Origin of the sequence: Demequina sp. NBRC 110055 (assembly GCF_002090135.1) — a bacterium.
Taxonomy (GTDB): domain Bacteria; phylum Actinomycetota; class Actinomycetes; order Actinomycetales; family Demequinaceae; genus Demequina.
Window position 1 is genome coordinate 962618 of sequence record NZ_BBRL01000004.1, and the last position, 20955, is coordinate 983572.

The following is a 20955-nucleotide window of genomic DNA, read 5'->3' on the forward strand; positions in this document are numbered from 1 at the left end:
CGCGGACCGCTGCCAGGGCCACGGCTGATGGCGGCGACGCTGAGCCCCGTCCGTGCCTGGGCGCTGGCCCTGGGCGCGGCGGTCGCGCTCGCGGCCTGCTCGGCGCCCGCGGAGTCGATTGACCTCACCGAGGACACGGTGGTCGTGGACGTGCGCACCCCGTCGGAGTACGACGGCGGCCACCTGGACGGCGCCGTGAACCTCGACCTGCAGTCGGCCACGTTCGTGGCCGATGTCGCCGCGCTCGACGCGGACGCCGAATACGTCGTCTACTGCCAGTCGGGCAACCGTTCCGGTCAGGCGACGCCGGTGTTCGAGGACGCTGGCCTCACCGTCGTAGACGCCGGCGGCATCGCGGATGCCGCCGAGGCCACGGGCCTCGACGTCGTCAACTAGGGACTACACCCAGCTGGGCAGCCACATGTGTGCCTGCCAGTACCGGAACGGGATCGGCTCTCCCGTCCAGATCGGGGTGAAGAACCCGGCGAGGATCAGCGCCACGCCAAGGAAGACGCCGACGATCGCGAGCCCGCGCGTGCTCCATGCCCCGTCGAGCCGCGCGGGCTGCGCGATCCGCTGCATGGCCCACACCAGCAGCAGCACCACGAACGGCGACATGGTGACCGTGTAGAACGTGAAGATGGTGCGGTGGGCGAAGGGCAGCCACGGCACCCACGCCGCGAGGTAGCCCAGCGACACCGTCAGCGCCAGCATGTCGCGGTGGCGAATGATCCGCCACAGGGCGTACAGCAGCACCGCGAAGGCGGTCCACCAGATGAGCGGCTCACCGATCGCGTGGATGGCGCTCACGCAGCGCTCGGCGCCGCAGTCGGCGTCCGGCGCGTCCTCGAAGTAGAACGCGGTGGGACGCCACTGGAACGGCCATGCCCACGGGTTGGACTCGTAGTTGTGCGGGGTGTCGAGCCCGCGGTGGAAGTCCCACATCTGCTGGTGATAGTGGATCAGCGAGTTGAGGCCGTCGGGCAGCCACGTGAGTCCTTGGCCGGGGTTGTCCTCGGCCCAATGGCGGCCCCACGAGTTCTCCGAGGTAAACCACGGGATCCACGACGCGAGGTAGACCACCGGCAGGATGACGACCGTCGCGAGGAACGCGGGGATGGCGCGGACAAAGGCGCCGGCGAACCAGCCCTCGTAGCCCGCGGCGCGCCGGTCGTACCAATCGAAGACCACCGACAGCACCAAGAACGCCGCCATGAAGTACAGGCCGTTCCACTTCACGGTGACTGACAGCGAGAAGGCGAGGATGGCAGCCAGTCGCCACCAGCGCATCCCAAGGTGCGGGCCGCCGCCCGGCAGCCGGACCTCATCGCCCCATCCGTACTCGGCCCGTTCGCGCGCGGCCGCCGTGACGAGCCGGTCGCGCGTGCGGAACCTGTCCGTCACGAGCAGCGCGAAGCCGAGCACAATAAAGAAGGTCAGGTATCCGTCGAGCAGGGCCGCTCGCGACAGCACCACATGCTCGCCGTCGACGGCCAGCAGGACGCCCGCGACGGTGCCCCAGATCGTGGAGTTGAAGAGCCTGCGCGCCGTCATCGCGAGGATGATGCACGCGGCGACTCCCACCAGCGCGCCCATGACGCGCCATCCAAACGGCGTGGGGCCGAACACCTTCATGCCCAGGCCGATGAGCAGCTTGCCCGTGTTCGGGTGCACCACGAAGTCGCCCTCGTCGCTCAGCTGCGAAAAGTCGCCGTGAGCAAAGTCCTGGTTGTCGCCGCCCCACTCGCCCTCGAACCCCAGCTCCACCAGCGAGTAGCCGCCGCGGGCGTAGAACACCTCGTCGAAGACGAGCTCGGTGGGGAAGCCGAGCGTCCCGAAGCGCATGACGGCGGCGTAGACGCCGACCACGGTCACCATCAGCGCCACTCGCCAGCGCCACAGCCTCTCCCCGATCACAGGGGAAGCCTAATGGCGGGCCGCCAGGAACCTGGGACGACGTGTGCGACGCTTGGAGCCATGACAGGACGGCTCGTACTCGCGGCGACCCCCATCGGCAATACGTCCGATGCCTCCGCCAGGCTCCGTACGGCCCTCACCGAGGCCGACGTGATCGCCGCCGAGGACACCCGCCGGCTGCGCGACCTGGCCCGTCGCCTCGAGATCGACGTGACCGCCGAGGTGCTCGCGGTGCACGACCACAACGAGCGCGACCGGGCGGCCGACCTGGTGGCGCGCGCGGCCGCCGGCGCTCTCGTGGTGCTCGTGTCCGATGCGGGCATGCCGACCGTCTCCGATCCCGGGTTTCGGGTCGTGGAGGCCGCCGCCGCGGCGGCCGTCGCGGTCGAGGTGCTGCCCGGGCCGTCGGCGGTGCTGACGGCCCTCGCCCTGTCAGGCCTTCCCACGGACCGGTTCTGCTTCGAGGGCTTCCTGCCACGCAAGGAGGGCGAGCGGGCCCGGGCCCTCACCGACCTGGCGACCGAGTCGCGCACCATGGTGTTCTTCGAGGCCCCGCACCGGCTCGCGGCCACCCTCGAGGCGATGGCGCTGGCGTTCGGCGCCGACCGCCAGGCGGCGGTCTCGCGCGAGCTCACCAAGACCCACGAGGAGACCAGGCGTGGCGCGCTCGCGGACCTCGCCTCGTGGGCATCCGCGGGTGTCCGCGGCGAAATCGTCGTCACCGTCGCGGGCCGGCCGGCAGCGGCTCCCACCATGGAGGCGCTCGTCTATGAGGCGCTCGCACGCGTCGCGGCGGGCGAGCGCGCCAAGGACGCCGTCGCGGACCTCGCCACCACGGCTGGGGTGCCGCGCCGCGAGCTGTACAGCGCCGTGCTCGCCGCGCGCCACGGGGACGCGTGACGCGTCCCCACGCTCGCGGACGCCGGCCGAACGCCGGCGTCATCACCGCGCTCGTCGTGGCGGTACTTGCCGCCGGCGGAAGCAGCGCCGCATGGGCGATGGGTGAGCGGGACGCGGACGATCCACAGGCGGCCGTGACGGTGACGGCAACCCCGTCGCCCGCCGGCGCGAGCCCGGCGGCAGGGGACAGCCCGGCAGTCACGGCGCCGAGCATCGACGCCTCGGCCGCGCCGCCCTCAATTCACGCCGCGCCTGCATACGACCTCGACAGCCCCGACGCGGTGACGGTGATCGTCAATAAGGCACGCCCGCTCGAGCCCGAGACGTACGTGCCCGACGACCTCGCCGACCTGACGGCCATTCCCGGCGGCGCGAGCCAGCAGATGCGGTCCGAGGCCGGGGACGCTCTCGTCGCCATGCGACAGGAGGCGGCCGATGCCGGCGCCGCGTTCTCCGTCGCGACCGCCTATCGGTCGTATGGCTTCCAGGAGTCGCTCTTCGGCGACTACGCGGCCGAGCATGGCGTGAACAGTGCGGAGCGATTCTCGGCACGGCCCGGGTACTCCGAGCATCAGACCGGCCTCGCCGTCGACATTTACGCCTCCGCGGCCTGCCGCATCAAGCGCTGCTTCGGCGAGGAGGCCGCGGGCGAATGGGTAGCCGAGCACGGCTGGGAGCACGGCTTCGTCGTGCGCTACCCGGACGGCTCCGAGGACGTGACCGGCTACGTCTACGAGCCGTGGCACCTACGCTACGTCGGCGCCGAGATGGCTTCAGCGATGCACGAGTCTGGCGCCGCGACCCTCGAGGAGTACCTGGAGCTCAGCCCCGCACCCGACTACCCCTGAGATCAGGAGAGGGCCGCGCTCGCCCGGCCACGGCATCGGCCCCCCTCAGCGACTCCGCGAAAGGCGCCCCGCACGGTCACTAGGATGGTCGCCATGTCACGCATCCTCTCCGCTGTCGCCTGGCCGTATGCCAACGGGCCCCGTCACATCGGCCACGTCGCCGGTTTCGGCGTGCCCTCGGACGTCTTCAGCCGGTACATGCGCATGGCGGGCCACGACGTCCTGATGGTGTCCGGCACCGACGAGCACGGCACGCCCATCTTGGTGCAGGCCGAGGGCGAGGGCGTGACCCCGCAGGAGCTCGCGGACCGTTACAACCGCGTCATCGTCGAGGACCTCGTGTCGCTCGGACTGTCCTACGACCTCTTCACCCGCACCACCACCGGTAACCACTACCAAGTAGTGCAGGACATGTTCTCCGCCGTGCACACCAACGGCTACATGATCGAGCAGACCACCCGCGGCGCGATCTCGCCGTCCACGGGCCGCACTCTTCCCGACCGTTACATCGAGGGCACCTGTCCCATCTGTGGCTATGACGGCGCCCGCGGCGACCAGTGCGACAACTGCGGCAACCAGCTCGACGCGATCGACCTGAAGAACCCCGTCAGCCGCATCAACGGCGAGACGCCCAAGTTCATCGAGACCGAGCACTTCTTCCTCGACCTGCCCGCGCTCGTCGAGCCGCTGTCGGACTGGTTGGGCTCGCGCCACGGCTGGCGCCCCAACGTCCTGAACTTCTCGCGCAACCTCCTTGCCGACGTGCGCCCGCGCGCCATGACGCGCGACATCGACTGGGGTATCCCCATCCCGCTGCCTGGCTGGGAGGACAACCCCGCCAAGCGCCTCTACGTCTGGTTCGATGCGGTCATCGGCTACCTGTCCGCCTCGATCGAGTGGGCGCGCCGCGAGGGCGAGCCCGACGCGTGGCGGCAGTGGTGGAACGACCCCGAGACCCTGTCCTATTACTTCATGGGCAAGGACAACATCACCTTCCACTCGCAGATCTGGCCCGCGGAGCTGCTCGCGGCCAACGGTCGCGGCTCCAAGGGCGGCCAGCTGTCGCAGTTCGGCGACCTCCAGCTGCCCACCGAGGTGGTCTCGAGCGAATTCCTCACCATGGAGTCCGCGAAGTTCTCCTCGAGCCGCGGCCACGTGATCTACGTGCGCGACATGCTGGCCCGCTACCAGCCCGACGCGCTGCGCTACTTCATCGCGACCGCCGGGCCCGAGAGCCACGACTCCGACTTCACGTGGTCCGAGTTCAAGCGCCGCACCAACGACGAGCTGGTCGCCGGTTGGGGCAACCTCGTCAACCGCACCGCCACGCTGCTGCACAAGAACGTCGGCACCATCCCCTCGCTCGAGGGCGCGACCGACGCGGACCGCGCGGTGCTGGCCGCCTCCGAGGCCGCCTTCACGACCGTGGGCGACCTGCTCGGTGCGCACCGCCAGCGCGCCGCGATCAGCGAGGCCATGAAGGCCGTCGGCGAGGCCAACAAGTACCTGGCCGACACGGCTCCCTGGAAGCTCAAGACCGAGGACCCCGCCCGCATGGAGACCGTGCTGGGTGTCGCCGCGCAGCTCGTGACCGACGCGAACACCATGCTCGCGCCGTTCCTGCCCCACAGCGCCCAGAAGGTGCACGAGGCGCTCGGCGGCACCGACACCATGGCTCCCATGCCTCAGATGAACGAGGTCGACGACCTGGACATCGCGGGCCGGCACTACCCCGTCATCCAGGGTGACTACTCGTCCGCGCACGGCACGTGGGGCCGCAGGGACATCGTGCCCGGCACACCCGTCGACAAGCCGTCGCCCATCTTCGTGAAGCTCGACGACTCCATCGTGGAGGACGAGCTGCAGCGGATGCGTGGCGACGACGAGTGACGCGCCGCGGAGCCTGGCCGCCCGTTCCTGAGTCGCTCCCGGCGCCCATCGTCGACAACCACTGCCACCTCGAGTACCCGGCGGGCGACGAGCCGCTGAGTGTCGAGGCGCGGCTCGCTCAGGCGGCCGATGCCGGGGTCACTCGGGTCGTGAACATCGGTTGCGATCTCGAGTCGGCTCGGTGGACGGCCGATGCCGTGGCACGGTTTCCGCAGATGCTCGGCGGGGTCGCGCTGCACCCCAACGACGCGGCGGTGTTGGCGGCCGAGGGGACGTACGACGAGGCGTTCGCCGAGATCGCCGCGCTGGCGCGCGGCGAGCGCATCCGCGTGGTCGGCGAGACCGGGCTGGACTACTTCCGCACCGGACCCGAGGGACGCGACGCGCAGATGCGGGCCTTCCGCGACCACATCGCGTTGGCTAAGGAACTGGACCTGCCGCTGCAGATCCACGACCGCGACGCCCACGCCGACGTCATCGAGGTGCTGCTGGCCGACGGCGCGCCCGACGTCACCGTCTTCCACTGCTTCTCGGGCGACGCCGCCATGGCGCGGCTCGCGGTGGCCGAGGGGTGGTACCTGTCGTTCGCCGGCACGGTGACGTTCAAGAACAACGACCCGTTGCGCGCGGCGGCCGCCGTCACGCCTCCCAGCCGCATGCTGGTCGAGACGGACGCGCCCTTCCTCACGCCCCATCCGCATCGCGGCCAGCCGGGCTCTCCCGCCATGGCCGCGCTGACGGCCAGGACGCTCGCCACGGTGCTCGGCATGGATCTGGAGGCGTTCTGCACCCGGATCTGGGAGACCTCCGACAACCTGTATGGTCCCTGGTAAGTGACCTTTATCACCGGGTCAACCACGGCATCGGCCGTACCCAGGACTAGCGCATCCGAATGTAACTATGAGATAACAGTCCGGTGAATCGTCGCGTTTTTGATGGCCGCGACGAGACGAAAGGATTGGCCGTTTGAGTTACCGACGTACGACGCCTGCCCCTGGAGGACGACGGGAGCAGCGTCAGAAGAAGGGCGTGCGCGTCCGCACCGCCCAGGGAGTTATTGCGACCGCTGCGGTCGGCGCATTTGCGTTCGGCTCGTTCGCTTCGGTGGGGGTGAACGCCTTTGCGGCACCCACCGCTGAGGAGGCGGAAGCGATCACCGCGACCACCCTCGCACCCGTCGAGGCTGCCGCCGCCGACATCGAGATCGTGACGGAGACCAAGGAGGTCGCCATCGAGCACGGCTCGGTGGAGAAGCAGGACTCCTCCGAGGAAAAGGGCACCGAGAAGGTCGTGACCGAGGGCGAGGACGGCACCATGCTCGTCAGCTACAACGTCACGGTGAAGGACGGCGTCGAGGTCGAGCGGGAGGAGGCCATGTCCGTCGTGGTCGAGGAGCCCGTCGACGAGGTCGTCGCGATCGGTACCCGCACCGCCCCCAAGATTCCCACCGGCGTCTCGAACTCCGGCACCAACCGCGCGATCGGCAAGGAGCTGGCCGCCGCCCGTGGCTGGACCGGTGACCAGTGGAACTGCCTCAACGCGCTGTGGACCCGCGAGTCCGGGTGGAACTCGAACGCCCACAACAGCTCGTCCGGCGCCCACGGCATCCCGCAGGCGCTTCCCGGTTCGAAGATGGCCTCGGCCGGATCCGACTGGGCCACCAACCCCGCGACGCAGATCAAGTGGGGCCTGGGCTACATCAGCGGTCGCTACGGCACGCCGTGTGCCGCGTGGGGTCACTCCGAGCGCATCGGCTGGTACTAAACCCGTGGCCGACCTGCTCGGCCCGTCCGAGATACGCTCCCTGGCCGAGTCGCTCGGCACCGCGCCCACCAAGAAGTGGGGGCAGAACTTCGTGGTCGACGCCGGCACGGTGCGTCGGATTGTGCGCATCGCCGGCGTCCAGCCGGGAGACCACGTCGTCGAGGTGGGACCCGGCCTGGGCTCTCTGACACTCGCGCTGCTCGAGGCCGGCGCGCGGGTGACCGCGGTCGAGATCGACCCGATTCTCGCCGCGGCCCTGCCCGACACGGTCGCGTCCCATGCGCCCGAGGCGGCAGAACGGCTCACCGTCATCCATCAGGACGCGCTGAAGGTCGCGCAGCTGCCGTCGCCGCCCGACGCCCTCGTGGCGAACCTGCCCTACAACGTCTCCGTGCCGGTCATCCTGCACTTCCTCGAGACGTTCCCTGCCCTCGCCAAGGTGCTGGTGATGGTCCAGGCCGAGGTGGCCGACCGCATCGCGGCGCCCCCCGGCTCGCGCACCTACGGCATCCCGTCTGCGAAAGCTGCGTGGTACACCGCGACCCGCCGCGCCGGCGACGTGGGCCGCGCCGTGTTCTGGCCCGTGCCACGCGTGGACTCCGCGCTGGTGCTCATGGAGCGACGCGAGCAGCCCGTGACGTCGGCCTCTCGCGAGGAGGTCTTTGCGGTGATCGACGCGGCCTTCGCGCAGCGGCGCAAGGGTCTGCGCGGCGCATTGTCGGGCATCGCCGGCTCCGGTGCGGCGGCCGAGGCCGCCTTGCTGAGCGTGGGCATCGAGCCGCTGACGCGCGGCGAGCAGTTGGGCATCGACGACTTTGCGCGTATCGCCGAGGCGCTCAGTGCCGCCGACGGCGCGGCGGACGGCGGGTCTGGCACGCTACAGGCATGAGAGCCGTCACGGTCCGCGCCCCTGGCAAGGTCAACCTCCAGCTGGCCGTCGGTGCCCTGGGCGAGGACGGCTACCACCCGCTCGCGACCGTGTTCCAGGCGGTGGACCTCTTCGAGACCGTCACCGCCACGCCCCGCGCGGACAGCGAACTGCGCGTGAGCGTGGAGGCGCCGCGGGGGCTGGGCATCGACCTTGCCGCCGTGCCCACGGGGCCCGACAACCTCGTGGTGCGCGCGGCACAGGCGCTGAGGGACACGTATGGCGTGGACGACGGCGCCGACCTGCACATCGTGAAGGGCGTGCCCGTGGCCGGCGGCATGGCGGGAGGCTCGGCCGACGCCGCCGCCGCGATCCTTGCGTGCGCCGAGGCGTGGGAACTGGCCCTGTCGCGCACGGAGTTGGACGCGGTCGCCGCCACGATTGGCGCGGACGTGCCGTTTGCGTTGCACGGGCACACGGCGGTGGGTCTGGGGCGCGGCTCCGACCTGTCACCCGCGATGACGCACGGCGAGTTCCACTGGGTGCTCGCGACGCAGTCGTGGGGCCTGTCGACGCCCGCCGTCTACGGAGAATTCGATCGCCAGGTGGCCGCGGGAGAGATCGCCGTGGGGGAGCCGCGCATTAGCGAGGCCGTCATGACGGCGCTCATGGCGGGCGACGCTCACGCCCTGGGCGCGAGCCTCCACAACGACCTGCAGGGGCCTGCGCTGACGCTCGCACCCCGCCTGCACCGCGTGATCGACGCGGCGGAGGACGCCGAGGCGCTGGGCGTGATGGTGTCAGGGTCGGGTCCCACGGTGGCCGCGCTTGCGCGCTCGCGCCAGCACGCCCTCGCGATCGCCGCCCACCTCAGGGCGGAGGAGGTGGCGCACACGGTGCTCACCGCATCCGCCCCCGCCACCGGCGCGACCATCCTGGCGCCCTAGGCGCCCTAGGCGCCCTAGGCGCCTTCAGCGTCGGGGCGCCGTCAGGCGCCGCCCCATGCTTAGGGTGCCTTGGGCTCCTCGGGAGCTGCGGCATCGGCCGTCTTGCCGGCGAGGATCGCGTCACGGATCTCGACCAGCAGCTCGACCTCGGTGGGGGAGACGGACTCGCCGGGCGCGGGTTCGTCCTTCTTGCGGCGCTCGGCCAGCTTGTTGAGCGGCAGGACCACAAGGAAATAGATGGCCGCGGCGACCAGCAGGAAGTTCAGTGCGGCATCGAGAACCGCGCCAAACGACAGAATCGCGTCGTCGGAGGGGTCATCGGGAGTGCCGCCGTCGTTGAGGGTCCAGGTCGCGACCTGTGCGAGGTCCGACTGGCCAAAGATCGCCGCGATGAGGGGGTTGATGATGGAGTTGACGAGGGCGTTGACGATGGCCGTGAAGGCCGCGCCGATGACCACGCCGACGGCGAGGTCCACCACGTTGCCACGGGTGATGAAGGCCTTGAATCCCTGAATCATGCTGTCCTCCCAGACGTCATTACGTCCGACGATAGGCCAGGACCAGGGGTGTTGTCGCTACGCGAGAGGCGTCGTGTCCGATCCGGGGGCCATCGGGTCCCGCTCGAAGTTGCTCAGGCCATTCCACGCGAGGTTCACCAGGTGAGCGGCGACCTCGTCCTTGCTGGGCTCGCGGACCTCCGCCCAGTGCTGTCCCGTCAGCGCCACCATGCCCACCAGCATCTGCGAGTAGATGGGCGCCGAGGCGGGGTCGAGTCCGCGCTTGACGAACTGGTGGGCCAGCAAGTGCTCCACCTGGTTGGCGACGTCGCCGATGAGTGAGGAGAACGTGCCGGAGGCCTGCGCCACGGGCGAATCGCGCACCAGGATGCGGAATCCGTCGGGGGAGGACTCGATGTAGTCCAACAGTGCGCGGGCAGCGCGCTCGACCAGTTGACGCGGGTGGCCGCGCTCGGCGAGGGCGCCAGACAGGGCGCCCAGGAGGGCCTCGACCTCGCGGTCGACGATGACCGCGTAGACGCCCTCCTTGCCGCCAAAGTGCTCGTAGACCACCGGCTTGGACACGTCCGCGCGCGCCGCGATCTCCTCCACGGAGGTGCCGTCGAACCCTCGCTCGGCGAACAGTGTGCGCGACACGGTGAGCAGCTGCTCGCGCCGATCGCGAGCCGTCATGCGGGCGCGGGGAGGCTTGCGTTCGTCGGTCACGGTCCCTAGTGTGCCGCGAATCCTGGCAGACTGGGCACCCCGGCATCTCCGGGATCGCCGATCCGCCCTGGTGTAACGGCAGCACGCAGGCCTTTGGAGCCTCGCAGTACAGGTTCGAATCCTGTGGGCGGAGCCGAGACGAGTAGCCGATTAGCAGCGATGACGCCGGATTATTGGCCCCGTCGACGGCGACCATGCAACAAGCGTGCACTTTCGACTCGATACCCAGGCTCTGGCGTCCCAAACGAAAGCGCCCGCCTCGGTGCAGCAACACCGGGCGGGCCGACGGAAAGTTGGTTCCGCCATGAACGACGCTACTCACTCCGTTCGCACGATTCGTGAGCGGATCGCGCAGATCCACCGCGAGGGCCTGCGTCTGCAACTCGAGCGCGACCCGATCACCGCGGCGAAGTCCGCACAGCGCGACGGCCGTCCCCTCGCCGAGTTCGTGATCGATCAGTGCGAGCGGCGTGGAATCGACCCTGCCCCGTACCTCGAGCAGATCGAGCAGGAGGGCGATCTGTGAGCGCCGCCGGTCCCGCGTGGGCGCGCGAGCACGACGCTCCAGAGCTCGACGGCGGCAAGGCCTTCACCCGCTACGCGGTCGCCGAGGAGACGTTCACCATCGGTCAGGACTGGGAGCACACGAACCACGGGCTCGTGCCCGCATCGCCCGTCGAGGTGTCGGTCGAGGCGATGACGTTCAACGACGAGGGCGCAGGTTGGTCGCGGCTCGGTCGGGCGCTCGCGTGGGCCCGTCACCTCGTCACTGAGTTGGAACGCGTACAGGCCGCGTCCGTGCGCCCCAACGCGGGCACGACGGCGCACGTCGCTGCAGGTAGGGCCGTCGCCCTGCGTATGACGGCACTGCAGGCGCGTCACGGCTGGACGGCTGCGACGGTCGCGCAACGCGCCAGGATCCCGCGCACGCGATTCCTCGCGTGTCTCGACGAGCAGTCGCCGTTCAACGTCGACGAGCTCGCAAGCATCGCCGCCGTGTTCGGCCTCGACACGTTCGCCCTCATGAGCGGTGCTGGCCGCGAGCACGGCGGTGCGTGATGGCGTCATGGATCGACAACGGTGACGGGTCGTACATCGCTGGCGACCCGCCCACAGAGCCGGGCGCCGGACAACGCTGATGCCCCGACTGTCACGGGGAAGGCGTCGAACGGTCGACCGACCTCGACCGCGACCTCGACATCTGTTCGAGCTGCCGCGGCGCGTGCGTGATCCCGTGCCCTGACGGGGGATGCGAGACCTGCCAACCCGACTGACACGACGAAAGGACGACGCCCCGACCAAGTGAATTGGCCGGGGCGTCGTCTACGTGTTTCCTGTCAGCGGGTCTGCACCCATTCGAGCAGCGCTCCGCGTGCACGGCTGGCGAACTTGGCACGCTCCTCGGAGATCTCGCTCATGTGCACGGCTAGGTCGCTTCCCCCGTCAGGGACGAATAGGTCTGCCGGCACATCTGCGTGTGCAGCGACATCCGCGGACACGTTTGTGGCTTCGTCGCCGGCGAGGACGTAGTACCGGACACCGACGACGGCGTCGTACCCGTTGTGATTCCGCACGGTTGCAAGCGCCACGACAGTCAAACCACTCTTGAGGTTGGTCCACGCACACGGCAAGTCGAGATCTTGCAGGTTGTCGGTGGCCTCGAACGGGTCGGTAACGCTAGTGCCGCTGCGGAGCTTGACGATGCGCTCGTCGGTTCCGGGGTTGATCTTGTGCCACGGATAGCCGAGTGTGGTCTCGTTGCTCATTTGGTAACCCTCCGTTCCTCAGGTATCACCAGGCTAGGGCAGCTCCTATCACTTCGACTTGGGGCGTCGATGTCAGACCCTGACGGCATGATGTGTGCATGCGTGGATCTGACGTCGTTGACCTACTGGCCGAGGTGCTGCCTCCGTCGCTCGTGAAGACGCTTATCGGAGCGGTCGCGGTTGGCGTCACCGGCTTCGGATTCACTGCGCCGATCGACTGGTACATCGCCGACAAGGCCGCCGGCATCCAAGAGATGTTCACCGAGTACGTCGAGGCGATCGTTACCGACTACAGCGCGCCGGCCGCGCCCTAACCCCCGTTGGTGGCGGCTCCAGCCCGGGCCTGCTGAGGGGATCGGCCACGCAGGCTAGAGCCGCCGAACAGCGACGCTACGGCCAAGACGGCATTACAAACCAGACGTAAGACCTGTGTCACACCCGAAAGTGACTAGGTCCACGCGGTGAACACGGCTTTACTTCGAGCCGCTCTGCGGGCGGTTGCCGCCGCTCTCGCCGAACTTTTGCTTCGACCAAGGACTCTTCTGCTGCGGCAATGGCTTCTTCGAGGGTTTATCAGCCGGTCGCTGCTCATTCTTATCGTCGCCCATGACCAATCCCTACCTGTTCACCTACCGCACAGCAGCGGCAACCAATGCCATAAAAAGTAGCGTCAAGGCAACAGATCCTGCAATGACGCCGGCCTGGAGTGCTCGGGACCTCATCGAGATGTACTCATCGAACTCAATGCACCTGTCGAGCTTCGCCCGCCTGAAATGGTCGAGGGCCTGCTCGCGTGTTAGGCCAGGCAGGTCTCTCCAAACCGCTTCTACATCCGGGGTCGAAACCGGCGCTGGCCAGACCGCAACAAGCGCAAAAATCGTCGCTGAAGCAAACATCGCAGCAATGAGCAGTAGCCCCGGGTCTGCACCGTCTCCAACGAGTCCGGCTGAGATACCGGTGACCGCAGCTAGGACACCCGCACGCGCTTGGATGCTTGCCAATCCTCTTGAGAGTCGCGCCAGCTCTTCATCGAGCGCGAGCATGAGAAGGTCTTCACCGTCGTCCATATCGTGACCTAACCACCTTGCTGTTTCGATGCACAACTACCACCACCTCTATGATCGGGCTGAGGTTTCGTGAGTTCAGGACGAGGCCAGACTCTCCAACGCCTCCTGCGCGCTCGCGAAGGTCTGCACATCATCCGAGCCCGTGAGCCGCGACAGGGACCAGCCCGCGCCGGCCGGGACAATCCACGCCACCGTGGTGCCCGAGGAGTCCGTCACGACCCACTTGCGACCTTGGAGAGTGGCGGTCAGGGTGGAGTGGTGGAGGGTGAGCGGCACGAGGGAAGCGCAGGGCGGGGCGCCGACACACTCCTCAGCGGCGGCGGTGCGCGGGCCTGCACGCCGGTCGAGACGATCCCGTAGGTGATCCGCGAGGTCGCGCTGTGGAGGTCCAACTCCGTTCCGCTCCTATCCGCTAGCCGCTAGGGTCTCGCCATGGGGAACCGGCGAGTCGTCTACGCCATCGGTGCCATCTTGCTCATCCTCGGCGGCATAGTCTTAATGGACGCGGCGTGGTTTTCTTCGGACTGGTCACAATTCCTCCCAGACGTTGCTGTCGCACTTGTCACCGGAGCTGTAGTTGGGCTGGTGGTTCTCACGTTCGAGTCGCATGCCCAAGAGCGAGGACAGGTGCGGAAGGACCGCAACGATTGGCTTGCGCTGCGCGAAGTCCTCAGCCGTGCCACAAGCGGAGCCGAAGACACGACGTACCAACGCGGTTCGACGTCTATCGTCGGATTCGAGTCGGACACGATCAAGCGTGCAGTTCAGGGGTCACCAGTCGCAACCTGGGCGAAGACGATCAGGGATCCGGGCCTGGATGCTCTAGTTCGCTATCTGGATCATCTTCAAATCGCAGAGAAATCGGCGCGCGAGTGCAACGCGACCGTGAATCGAGTGATCGCCAACACCGAGCTCATGAAGCTTGAAGGGTTCGAGCAGGTCTACTGGAACACCCTCGCGGGCGCCGTTGTGGACATGCTGGCGCGAGACCGACTGCCCCACGACCTCGCCGACGATGACCAGGAAGCCGCCGAGTTCGTCCTTGGGGATCTGGAAGTGGCCGAGTGTGGTCTCGATTGGCACTCTGACGTGCGGGTTCTCGGTTACCTCTATCTTGATCTACGCCAAGCCCTCGGGAACGGTTGACCCGAAATCGGCTGCTGAGGACAAGAAGCGGGCGGGATGTACGGCAATGCTCTAGCCGAACTCCCTTTGTGCCGATACCGTGTGCAGCAATGTTCCTGAGGGGGATCAGCAATGAACATGCAGCAGCCAGCGCCCGGCTCCGGGCCCCAATATCCTGCTGTCTACGCGGTGAAACCGCCATACCTAGGCATCACGGTCGTGTCGCTCTGCTTCGGCATCGCTGCCGTGTTGTTCGCGTGGATCCCGTACATCGGCATGATCCTCGGTGCGGTCGCGGTCGTCTGCGGTCATGTCGCGATGCGGCAGCTCGCGCGCAGCCTGCAGCCGCGCTCCGGTAAGGGCCTCGCCATCGCGGGACTCATCACCGGGTACGCGGGCATCCTGTTCAGCATCATCGGGATTCTGTTCCTGATGGCGTTCACCAGCGCCCTCAACTCGTCGTTCTCTTGACCTCTGGGTCATTCCGCCTGGACTCATCGCGCACCGGCTGCGGAGGGTGTTTGGGCGCGGTCCTCATCGTCGGTGCTGTCGTTGTGGTGATCGCGCTATGGAGCGGTGGCGAAGAGTCGGCTGCCGAACCGACGGACGTCCTGACGGCTGAGCGGTTGGACTGGGAAGAGGGTCGGCCGAGTGAACTGCGTCGCATCATCGACGAGGAGATCGCGGAGGGCGACTGCACGGCACTGCAGGAGATGTTCGACGTGTGGGAGCGTGCTGACGACCCGAACAACAACAGCGGCGCCCTCATGGGCTACATCGACGACGGCATGCGCGACGCCGGCTGCTACGGCGATTGACCGGAACCCCCAAAATCTCACAGGGGGGTTACGTGGCCCAAGCCGGTGCGCTACTGTCCACAGACGGCCCGGTGCGCGTGAGGCGCTCAGGCCGCAGGCGCTCGAGATGACTGCTAGCGTCGGAACACAAGCGCAGCTGGGGGCGTTCTACAATGGGGGACGAGGAGTCGACCAATGGCATTGCTGGAAAGGGAAGGGCCGATGAGCACCCTGGAAGCGATCCGACGGGGTCTGGACCACGGGATCGAGATGGCGATGAGCCCAGATCCGACTCGCTTGAGGGAACTGAGCGAGCGCGCGATGGAGATGACCGCGGAGACTTGCGAGTGGGCGGAAGTGGGAGCACTTCTGTCGGAGAGCATGGCGGCCTCGACGCGGCTCGATCAGACGCGCACCCTGACACAGGGGCGACACACCGCGTAACTACGGCGCTTCACATGCGTTCGGGACCGCTCCCTGAGGCGGCCCAACTTCAGGCCTACGAGAATGTAGTGCCGGGACTGGCATCCGAGATCGTCGGCATGGCGAAAGCCGCACAGAAGGCGCAGCATAAGGCTGCGTTGATCCCGGTCCGCGCTGAGGGTGCCGCGCTTATCCTCGCGACCATAGGCGTCTCCTATTTGCCTTGGCTCTTCGCTGGCGTTGCGGCGATCCTTGTCATCAAGGGTTACGACGTGGCGGGCATCATCGCTGGGGCGGCCTCCCTCATATCCGGAGGGCCGCAGATCATCGCAGCTACCCGACGCCCACGCTCTACCAGGACTAGGGCAACTGATAAGGCCGACGCGGCCAAGGAGCAGTAACGCCGGTGTCAAACTCGGGCATCTCGAACTAGCAGTCCGCGCAGGCGCATGACGGGGAGTCCCCCACTCGACACCGTAGCGACCTCTTTGGGCCGCGCGCGGCGCGCGCGGAACACGTGCCGAGGCGACGCTGATTCGTTCCTGTGGCGCGCGCTCCACCTGGAAGTTCTATGTCGGAGGGCGTGGATACTCTGCGGTCGACCCTACGAACAAGGAGGCGCAGTGCAGCAGGAAAGTGGAGTGAGCCACCAGGTGGCGGAAGCGTTGCGAGACGCGTGGCCCGACGTCCCAGAGGGGCTCAAGCCAGTGCTGGCTAACAGTTGGGCGACATTGGGAACAAAAGGCACACCTGGCGCGCCCTACGGCGACGCCGCGAACGAGGACGAGTTCCTGACCAAGGTCGCTGTCATGGCCGCCTCGGCCGAGTTCGGGGAGGCCGAGGCCCGTCAGTTCTTCGAGTCAGCGCTGGAAGCCGCAGGAGTGCCGGAAACCGAGCGCGGTGGCCTGATGGTCGCGCTGGCGACCAAATTCGTGTTCGTCCGCGACTAGCAAGCATCCCGGTCGGTGCCGTCCTCGGCCCGGTGTGGAGTCGAGGACGGCACGGGGTGGCTCACGGCCAACGGTGACCGCCGACCGAGGCCTCACGCTTGCGGGCGTACATGTCGGCTTCGAAGGACCCGCCGCCGTTGAGGTCAAGGTGCTCGATGGTGATGTTTAGCGGGCTGCTGTTGTGGACCGACTGCGGGATAATCGTTGGTTGTCCGGTGACGCCGCCGGATGCCATGGGGGTGACGCCCATGCGGGGGATGACTTCGAGGAGGATGGCCACGGAGCGGGGCGAGCCGTCGATGGGGATTTAGGCCTCGTCGACGTCCATGCGGTCGCCCACGAGCCGCATCGTGCCGGGTGGCACCATTTGTGCGATGGGTTCCATCCGGTTGGCGAGGATCCCGCCGGATGCCATCGCGTGGAGGTCGTGAACGGCGCCTTCATGCTCGACGATCCGGCCAATCGCGTTGCCCATGACGAGCCCCCCCTGATCCACCCTGCCCTCGGGAGAACTTTGTTGGCCCGGCGTACAGCCAGTGCCACGGGCTCTCGCGAAGAAGTCGATGCGTGAGTCAATGCGGGCTGGCACCATGGGTTCATGCGCCTAGAGGACCTGATCATTGAGGAAGATGGCGGGGTCGACGCCTGGACATGGAGCAAGCAAGTCCTTGACGAAGAGAAGGTGGCTGCGCTGCGCTCCGGCCCCATCGCGGGTGACGACGACCTCGAGTCAGCCCAGAGCCTCACCCTGCTGGTGCATGACGAGTACCGTCACTACGGCACCGACGGCGAGCAGTTCGTCACTGATTCTCAGTCCCGCATGCTGCTCCTCGCACTACGGGCGGTTGTGAGCCGGCATGGGCAAGAGATCAACCTGCCGTTCCGCGACTTTGACTCCTTCCGCTCATACTGGGGCCGCGAAGGCTGCTATGGCAGTTGGCAGTGCCGCCGTGAACTGCTCGAGAAGCACTTCGGGCCGCTCGAAGACGCCCTCGATCAACTCCTCAATGAGCAGAGTGGCTCCGTTACGGCAGAGGCGGTGTCGCCACGGCAGACCACCGGATGGCCGCGAGTCGACGAGGAGATCGTCGCGCTCAAGTTCCGATTCCGCACTGCCGTGAACCCCCAGGACTACAGGGACGTCGGCAACCGCTCCGTGGCGGTGATCGAGGCTCTCAGCGAGGCCGTCTTTGAACCGGACGTGCACTGGCACTCAGACGAGAAGCCGCCCGGGATCGACAAGACCGACATTCGCATCGGCGCCTTCGTAAGCCATACAGCGGGAGGCGCGGAGAACGAGGCGGTGAGGGCGGTGGCGAAGAAGTCGGTCGCCCTCGCCCACACAGTCAAGCACCGGTCTACACCTTCACGGCGTGACGCTGGCATCGCGGCTGACTCGGCCATCATGCTCGCCAACATTCTGCGCCGGCTCGCGGACGGAAGCTGACAGATCGCTTCCGCGCGCTGCGCCCATGTTTCGGTCGCCGCAGGGGCATCAACGCCTCATAGCATGGATTGCGACGGCGGCCACCAGGCGGGTTCAATGGTGCGTTTGGTAGCGCTTTTCTAGCACCCGAGGTCGTCGCGCGGGCGGCGGCGAGTATGCAAACCGAGGTAGATCGCTGAATGCAGACGTTTCGTAGTACAGGTTCGAATCCTGCGGGCGGAGCCACGCACACCCGTCTCTGCGGGCAGTTCGAACCGGATCGGTGCCCGCCACGCCGCTGAGGACGGCCGATGCCGTGGCTGGCCCCGCGTGTCGGCTCCCCTTCCGGTTCAAACGGTCGGGTGAGGGCGCGGATAGAGTGAGTCCACGAGTCCGATCGACGGCGCAACCCGCGCCAGACAAGGGGATCCGGTGAGTCACTCCCGTCCCGCAGCCGTGATGATCCTCGCGGCCGGAGCAGGTACCCGCATGAAGTCAGCCACCCCCAAGGTGCTCCACGAGATTGCCGGACGCTCGCTGGTGGGCCACGCCCTCCACGCGGCCGCGGCGCTCGAGCCGCAGCGAGTGGTCGTGGTGATCCGCCATGAGCGCGAGCGGGTCGCGAGCCACATCGAGGAGCTCGCCCCCACCGCGTTGCTGGCCGACCAGGACGACATCCCGGGTACGGGCCGCGCCGTGTACTGCGGGCTGTCCGCCCTCGACGCGACCGCGATCGCCGCCCAGGTGGCCGCCGGCGCGGCGGGCGACAACTCGGTGATGGAGACCCAGGTCGAGGGCGCCATCGTCGTCACCAGCGGCGACGTGCCGCTCGTGGACGGGGAGCTTCTCGGTGCGCTGGTCGACGCGCACGCCGAGCACGGCGCCGCCGTGACCGTTCTCACGGCGAAGGTCGACGACCCGACCGGATACGGCCGCATCGTGCGCGACGAGTCCGGCGAGGTGCTCGCCATCGTCGAGCAGAAGGACGCCACCGAGGAGCAGCGCGCGATCGCCGAGATCAACGCGGGCATCTACGTGTTCGACGCCGCGACGCTGCGCGACGCCTTGGGCCAGCTCGGCCAGGACAACGCCCAAGGCGAGATGTACCTCACCGACGTCATCGCCATCGCGCGAGCGGCCGGCGGCCACACCCATGCATACGTCGCCCCGCACGCCCCGTCTGTGGAGGGCGTCAACGACCGCGTCCAGCTCGCCGCGGCCGGACGTGCCCTGAACGAGCGCATCGTGGAGCACTGGATGCGCGAGGGCGTCACCATCGTCGACCCCGCCACCACGTGGATCGACGCCGACGTGCAGCTGGCGCCCGACGCGACCATCCTTCCGGGCACGCAGTTGCACGGGGCAACGGAGATCTCCACGAACGCGACGGTGGGTCCCGACACCACCCTCACCGACGTGCAGGTGGGAGCCGGTGCGACGGTGGTGCGCACCCACGGCACCCGCGCTGTCATCGATGCGGGCGCGAAGGTGGGCCCGTTCTCGTTCCTGCGCCCGGGCACCCACCTGGGGGAGGACGGCAAGATCGGCGCGTTCGTCGAGACCAAGAACGCAGCGATCGGCGCCCACTCCAAGGTCCCGCACCTGTCGTATGTGGGCGACGCCACGATCGGCGAGCACACCAACATCGGTGCGGCCACGATCTTCGTGAACTACGACGGCGTCGAGAAGCATCACACGTCGGTCGGTAGTCACGTGCGCATCGGCTCGGACAACCAGCTCATCGCGCCCGTCACCATCGGCGATGGTGCCTACACGGGTGCCGGGGCCACCGTGCGCCGCGACGTGCCCTCGGGCGCCCTGGCGCGCAATCACGTGCCTCAGCAGGTTGTCGACGGGTGGGTCGTGTCGCGCCGGCCGGGCACGGCATCGGCCAAGGCCGCGCAGGCGGCGAGCGAGGAACCGCAGAGCGCGCCCAGCCCCGAGGCGGAGCCGCCCACGCACCCCGACGAGCGCTGATCAGGACTCTCGCCACACCACGCACCCCCGCGCGGCCATTACAGTAGTGTCTGCGCCTGCCCAGAACTCGACATGAGGAGTGTCATGAGCTCAGACATCTCGCACGCTAGCGAGAAGCGGATGGTCCTAGCGAGCGGTCGGGCACACCCCGAACTCGCCGAAGCGGTGGCCGCCGAGCTGGGCATCGAACTCCTCCCGACGACCGCGTACACCTTCGCCAACGGCGAGCTCTACGTGCGCTTTGGTGAGTCGGTACGCGGCGCAGACGCGTTCGTCCTGCAGTCTCACGCCGCGCCGATCAACGAGGCGATCATGGAGCAGCTGATCATGGTCGACGCGCTCAAGCGTGCCTCGGCCAAGCGCATCACCGTGATCATGCCCTGCTACGGCTACGCCCGTCAGGACAAGAAGCACAAGGGTCGCGAGCCCATCTCGGCGCGCCTCATGGCGGACCTGTTCAAGACCGCCGGCGCCGACCGCATCATGTCGGTGGACCTGCACACGTCCCAGATCCAGGGCTTCTTCGACGGTCCCGTCGACCACCTGTGGGCCATGCCGCTGCTCGCGCAGTATGTGCGTTCACGCGTCGCGCCGGACAACCTCACCATCGTCTCGCCTGACGCGGGCCGAGTGCGCCTGGCCGACCAGTGGTCCGACCACATGGGCGCCCCGCTCGCGATCATCCACAAGCGTCGCGACCCCTCCGTGCCCAACCAGGTCAAGGTGCACGAGCTGGTCGGCGAGGTCGAGGGCCGCACCTGTGTGCTGGTCGACGACATGATCGACACTGGCGGCACCATCGTTCAGGCCGCCGAGGCCTTGTTCGAGAACGGCGCGAAGGACGTCATCGTGGCCTCCACCCACGGCCTGCTGTCGGGCCCGGCGGTTCAGCGCCTGCGCGACTCGGGCGTGAGCGAGGTCGTCATCACCGACACCCTGCCGGTGCCCGAGGAGTCGCGCTTCGACAAGCTCACCATCTTGTCGATCGCGCCGCTGCTGGCCCGCGCCGTGCGCGAGGTCTTCGACGACGGCTCGGTGACCAGCCTGTTTAACGGCAACGTCTGATC

General features: G+C 67.9%; 29 protein-coding genes and 1 tRNA gene. 21 read left to right on the forward strand and 9 right to left on the reverse strand.

Annotation, left to right across the window (positions count from 1 at the left end):
* The first annotated feature begins 27 nt into the window (after positions 1 to 27).
* A complete protein-coding gene (locus B7K24_RS04470) occupies positions 28 to 396 on the forward strand; it encodes a rhodanese-like domain-containing protein (RefSeq protein ID WP_084128926.1) in 369 nt (122 codons plus the stop codon).
* 3 nt (positions 397 to 399) lie between these two features.
* Here the strand turns inward: B7K24_RS04470 and B7K24_RS04475 are convergent, their stop codons facing one another.
* Positions 400 to 1917 carry a dolichyl-phosphate-mannose--protein mannosyltransferase gene (locus B7K24_RS04475; RefSeq protein WP_084128927.1) on the reverse strand — a complete coding sequence of 506 codons (1518 nt, stop codon included), beginning with the start codon at positions 1915 to 1917 and terminating at the stop codon, positions 400 to 402.
* Positions 1918 to 1977: 60 nt separating this feature from the next.
* Here B7K24_RS04475 and rsmI point away from each other — a divergent pair, with 60 nt between their 5' ends.
* The 7 genes from rsmI to B7K24_RS04510 all read left to right on the forward strand — a co-directional run bounded on the left by rsmI (position 1978) and on the right by B7K24_RS04510 (position 9134).
* Positions 1978 to 2817 (forward strand): 16S rRNA (cytidine(1402)-2'-O)-methyltransferase, encoded by an 840-nt coding sequence (rsmI, locus tag B7K24_RS04480; protein WP_234986545.1) that lies wholly within the window; start codon positions 1978 to 1980, stop codon positions 2815 to 2817.
* A complete protein-coding gene (locus B7K24_RS04485; protein ID WP_084128929.1) occupies positions 2814 to 3665 on the forward strand; it encodes a M15 family metallopeptidase in 852 nt (283 codons plus the stop codon). Before rsmI ends, B7K24_RS04485 begins: the two co-directional genes overlap by 4 nt.
* 93 nt (positions 3666 to 3758) lie before the next feature.
* Entirely contained in the window at positions 3759 to 5555 is a 1797-nt protein-coding gene (metG, locus tag B7K24_RS04490) for a methionine--tRNA ligase (RefSeq protein WP_084128930.1), read from the forward strand.
* Positions 5552 to 6388: a TatD family hydrolase gene (locus B7K24_RS04495; RefSeq protein WP_084128931.1), complete on the forward strand. Its 837-nt coding sequence runs from the start codon at positions 5552 to 5554 to the stop codon at positions 6386 to 6388. The genes metG and B7K24_RS04495 overlap by 4 nt, the downstream gene beginning before the upstream one ends.
* A gap of 196 nt (positions 6389 to 6584) precedes the next feature.
* Positions 6585 to 7319, forward strand: a complete 735-nt coding sequence (locus B7K24_RS04500; protein WP_307181875.1) for a G5 domain-containing protein — start codon at positions 6585 to 6587, stop codon at positions 7317 to 7319.
* A gap of 4 nt (positions 7320 to 7323) precedes the next feature.
* Complete coding sequence (gene rsmA / locus B7K24_RS04505; RefSeq protein ID WP_200808271.1) at positions 7324 to 8208, forward strand: 16S rRNA (adenine(1518)-N(6)/adenine(1519)-N(6))-dimethyltransferase RsmA; 885 nt, start codon at positions 7324 to 7326, stop codon at positions 8206 to 8208.
* Positions 8205 to 9134: a 4-(cytidine 5'-diphospho)-2-C-methyl-D-erythritol kinase gene (locus B7K24_RS04510; protein WP_084128933.1), complete on the forward strand. Its 930-nt coding sequence runs from the start codon at positions 8205 to 8207 to the stop codon at positions 9132 to 9134. The genes rsmA and B7K24_RS04510 overlap by 4 nt, the downstream gene beginning before the upstream one ends.
* Before the next feature lie 59 nt (positions 9135 to 9193).
* On the opposite strand, the gene mscL is transcribed toward B7K24_RS04510, so the two are convergent.
* Together mscL and B7K24_RS04520 are read right to left on the reverse strand one after the other, a co-directional pair.
* Positions 9194 to 9652 carry a large conductance mechanosensitive channel protein MscL gene (gene mscL / locus B7K24_RS04515; protein ID WP_084128934.1) on the reverse strand — a complete coding sequence of 153 codons (459 nt, stop codon included), beginning with the start codon at positions 9650 to 9652 and terminating at the stop codon, positions 9194 to 9196.
* A 57-nt stretch (positions 9653 to 9709) separates the two neighbouring features.
* Positions 9710 to 10324 (reverse strand): TetR/AcrR family transcriptional regulator, encoded by a 615-nt coding sequence (locus B7K24_RS04520; protein WP_084129250.1) that lies wholly within the window; start codon positions 10322 to 10324, stop codon positions 9710 to 9712.
* Between the two features lie 94 nt (positions 10325 to 10418).
* Here B7K24_RS04520 and B7K24_RS04525 point away from each other — a divergent pair.
* From B7K24_RS04525 to B7K24_RS04535, 3 genes are all read left to right on the forward strand, one after another.
* Positions 10419 to 10490 (forward strand) — tRNA-Gln (locus tag B7K24_RS04525).
* A 171-nt stretch (positions 10491 to 10661) separates the two neighbouring features.
* Positions 10662 to 10883, forward strand: a complete 222-nt coding sequence (locus B7K24_RS04530) for a hypothetical protein (protein ID WP_084128935.1) — start codon at positions 10662 to 10664, stop codon at positions 10881 to 10883.
* Positions 10880 to 11416: a hypothetical protein gene (locus B7K24_RS04535; RefSeq protein ID WP_084128936.1), complete on the forward strand. Its 537-nt coding sequence runs from the start codon at positions 10880 to 10882 to the stop codon at positions 11414 to 11416. The genes B7K24_RS04530 and B7K24_RS04535 overlap by 4 nt, the downstream gene beginning before the upstream one ends.
* A gap of 278 nt (positions 11417 to 11694) precedes the next feature.
* On the opposite strand, the gene B7K24_RS04540 is transcribed toward B7K24_RS04535, so the two are convergent.
* Positions 11695 to 12123: a hypothetical protein gene (locus B7K24_RS04540; RefSeq protein ID WP_084128937.1), complete on the reverse strand. Its 429-nt coding sequence runs from the start codon at positions 12121 to 12123 to the stop codon at positions 11695 to 11697.
* A gap of 98 nt (positions 12124 to 12221) precedes the next feature.
* Here B7K24_RS04540 and B7K24_RS04545 point away from each other — a divergent pair, with 98 nt between their 5' ends.
* Positions 12222 to 12437: a hypothetical protein gene (locus B7K24_RS04545; RefSeq protein ID WP_084128938.1), complete on the forward strand. Its 216-nt coding sequence runs from the start codon at positions 12222 to 12224 to the stop codon at positions 12435 to 12437.
* A gap of 159 nt (positions 12438 to 12596) precedes the next feature.
* On the opposite strand, the gene B7K24_RS13715 is transcribed toward B7K24_RS04545, so the two are convergent.
* The 3 genes from B7K24_RS13715 to B7K24_RS04555 form a co-directional block, all read right to left on the reverse strand.
* The gene (locus tag B7K24_RS13715) at positions 12597 to 12731 is read right to left on the reverse strand and encodes a hypothetical protein (RefSeq protein ID WP_255372775.1); all 135 of its coding nucleotides are present in this window, start codon (positions 12729 to 12731) and stop codon (positions 12597 to 12599) included.
* A 21-nt stretch (positions 12732 to 12752) separates the two neighbouring features.
* Entirely contained in the window at positions 12753 to 13190 is a 438-nt protein-coding gene (locus B7K24_RS04550) for a hypothetical protein (protein ID WP_084128939.1), read from the reverse strand.
* Between the two features lie 75 nt (positions 13191 to 13265).
* Positions 13266 to 13466: a hypothetical protein gene (locus B7K24_RS04555; protein ID WP_084128940.1), complete on the reverse strand. Its 201-nt coding sequence runs from the start codon at positions 13464 to 13466 to the stop codon at positions 13266 to 13268.
* A 156-nt stretch (positions 13467 to 13622) separates the two neighbouring features.
* Here B7K24_RS04555 and B7K24_RS04560 point away from each other — a divergent pair, with 156 nt between their 5' ends.
* From B7K24_RS04560 to B7K24_RS04580, 6 genes are all read left to right on the forward strand, one after another.
* Positions 13623 to 14336 (forward strand): hypothetical protein, encoded by a 714-nt coding sequence (locus B7K24_RS04560; RefSeq protein WP_084128941.1) that lies wholly within the window; start codon positions 13623 to 13625, stop codon positions 14334 to 14336.
* A 198-nt stretch (positions 14337 to 14534) separates the two neighbouring features.
* Positions 14535 to 14786 (forward strand): DUF4190 domain-containing protein, encoded by a 252-nt coding sequence (locus B7K24_RS04565; protein ID WP_234986546.1) that lies wholly within the window; start codon positions 14535 to 14537, stop codon positions 14784 to 14786.
* 50 nt (positions 14787 to 14836) lie between these two features.
* Entirely contained in the window at positions 14837 to 15133 is a 297-nt protein-coding gene (locus B7K24_RS04570) for a hypothetical protein (protein ID WP_084128943.1), read from the forward strand.
* Positions 15134 to 15307: 174 nt separating this feature from the next.
* The gene (locus B7K24_RS13405; RefSeq protein WP_159449145.1) at positions 15308 to 15556 is read left to right on the forward strand and encodes a hypothetical protein; all 249 of its coding nucleotides are present in this window, start codon (positions 15308 to 15310) and stop codon (positions 15554 to 15556) included.
* A gap of 14 nt (positions 15557 to 15570) precedes the next feature.
* A complete protein-coding gene (locus tag B7K24_RS13410) occupies positions 15571 to 15936 on the forward strand; it encodes a DUF2335 domain-containing protein (RefSeq protein WP_159449146.1) in 366 nt (121 codons plus the stop codon).
* 222 nt (positions 15937 to 16158) lie between these two features.
* Positions 16159 to 16485 carry a hypothetical protein gene (locus B7K24_RS04580; protein ID WP_084128945.1) on the forward strand — a complete coding sequence of 109 codons (327 nt, stop codon included), beginning with the start codon at positions 16159 to 16161 and terminating at the stop codon, positions 16483 to 16485.
* A 61-nt stretch (positions 16486 to 16546) separates the two neighbouring features.
* On the opposite strand, the gene B7K24_RS04585 is transcribed toward B7K24_RS04580, so the two are convergent.
* Complete coding sequence (locus tag B7K24_RS04585; RefSeq protein WP_084128946.1) at positions 16547 to 16765, reverse strand: hypothetical protein; 219 nt, start codon at positions 16763 to 16765, stop codon at positions 16547 to 16549.
* Positions 16766 to 16792: 27 nt separating this feature from the next.
* Positions 16793 to 16960: a hypothetical protein gene (locus tag B7K24_RS13415; protein ID WP_159449147.1), complete on the reverse strand. Its 168-nt coding sequence runs from the start codon at positions 16958 to 16960 to the stop codon at positions 16793 to 16795.
* 123 nt (positions 16961 to 17083) lie between these two features.
* Between B7K24_RS13415 and B7K24_RS04590 the strand changes: the two genes are divergently transcribed.
* The 3 genes from B7K24_RS04590 to B7K24_RS04600 all read left to right on the forward strand — a co-directional run bounded on the left by B7K24_RS04590 (position 17084) and on the right by B7K24_RS04600 (position 20953).
* Positions 17084 to 17932 (forward strand): hypothetical protein, encoded by an 849-nt coding sequence (locus B7K24_RS04590; RefSeq protein WP_084128947.1) that lies wholly within the window; start codon positions 17084 to 17086, stop codon positions 17930 to 17932.
* A gap of 411 nt (positions 17933 to 18343) precedes the next feature.
* Entirely contained in the window at positions 18344 to 19888 is a 1545-nt protein-coding gene (gene glmU, locus B7K24_RS04595) for a bifunctional UDP-N-acetylglucosamine diphosphorylase/glucosamine-1-phosphate N-acetyltransferase GlmU (RefSeq protein ID WP_084128948.1), read from the forward strand.
* Positions 19889 to 19972: 84 nt separating this feature from the next.
* On the forward strand, positions 19973 to 20953 hold the full coding sequence (locus B7K24_RS04600) for a ribose-phosphate diphosphokinase (protein WP_084128949.1): 981 nt from the start codon (positions 19973 to 19975) through the stop codon (positions 20951 to 20953).
* Positions 20954 to 20955: the final 2 nt, after the last annotated feature.

What these genes read in the sequence shown, in the direction of transcription:
- B7K24_RS04470 (WP_084128926.1), top strand. Translation starts at nt 28, where the DNA reads ATGGCGGCGACGCTGAGCCCCGTCCGTGCCTGGGCGCTGGCCCTGGGC.
- rsmI (WP_234986545.1), top strand. Translation starts at nt 1,978, where the DNA reads ATGACAGGACGGCTCGTACTCGCGGCGACCCCCATCGGCAATACGTCC.
- metG (WP_084128930.1), top strand. Translation starts at nt 3,759, where the DNA reads ATGTCACGCATCCTCTCCGCTGTCGCCTGGCCGTATGCCAACGGGCCC.
- B7K24_RS04510 (WP_084128933.1), top strand. Translation starts at nt 8,205, where the DNA reads ATGAGAGCCGTCACGGTCCGCGCCCCTGGCAAGGTCAACCTCCAGCTG.
- mscL (WP_084128934.1), bottom strand. Translation starts at nt 9,652, where the DNA reads ATGATTCAGGGATTCAAGGCCTTCATCACCCGTGGCAACGTGGTGGAC.
- B7K24_RS04520 (WP_084129250.1), bottom strand. Translation starts at nt 10,324, where the DNA reads ATGACGGCTCGCGATCGGCGCGAGCAGCTGCTCACCGTGTCGCGCACA.
- B7K24_RS04530 (WP_084128935.1), top strand. Translation starts at nt 10,662, where the DNA reads ATGAACGACGCTACTCACTCCGTTCGCACGATTCGTGAGCGGATCGCG.
- B7K24_RS04540 (WP_084128937.1), bottom strand. Translation starts at nt 12,123, where the DNA reads ATGAGCAACGAGACCACACTCGGCTATCCGTGGCACAAGATCAACCCC.
- B7K24_RS04545 (WP_084128938.1), top strand. Translation starts at nt 12,222, where the DNA reads ATGCGTGGATCTGACGTCGTTGACCTACTGGCCGAGGTGCTGCCTCCG.
- B7K24_RS13715 (WP_255372775.1), bottom strand. Translation starts at nt 12,731, where the DNA reads ATGGGCGACGATAAGAATGAGCAGCGACCGGCTGATAAACCCTCGAAG.
- B7K24_RS04550 (WP_084128939.1), bottom strand. Translation starts at nt 13,190, where the DNA reads ATGGACGACGGTGAAGACCTTCTCATGCTCGCGCTCGATGAAGAGCTG.
- B7K24_RS04560 (WP_084128941.1), top strand. Translation starts at nt 13,623, where the DNA reads ATGGGGAACCGGCGAGTCGTCTACGCCATCGGTGCCATCTTGCTCATC.
- B7K24_RS13405 (WP_159449145.1), top strand. Translation starts at nt 15,308, where the DNA reads ATGGCATTGCTGGAAAGGGAAGGGCCGATGAGCACCCTGGAAGCGATC.
- B7K24_RS13410 (WP_159449146.1), top strand. Translation starts at nt 15,571, where the DNA reads ATGCGTTCGGGACCGCTCCCTGAGGCGGCCCAACTTCAGGCCTACGAG.
- B7K24_RS13415 (WP_159449147.1), bottom strand. Translation starts at nt 16,960, where the DNA reads ATGGGCAACGCGATTGGCCGGATCGTCGAGCATGAAGGCGCCGTTCAC.
- B7K24_RS04590 (WP_084128947.1), top strand. Translation starts at nt 17,084, where the DNA reads ATGCGCCTAGAGGACCTGATCATTGAGGAAGATGGCGGGGTCGACGCC.
- B7K24_RS04600 (WP_084128949.1), top strand. Translation starts at nt 19,973, where the DNA reads ATGAGCTCAGACATCTCGCACGCTAGCGAGAAGCGGATGGTCCTAGCG.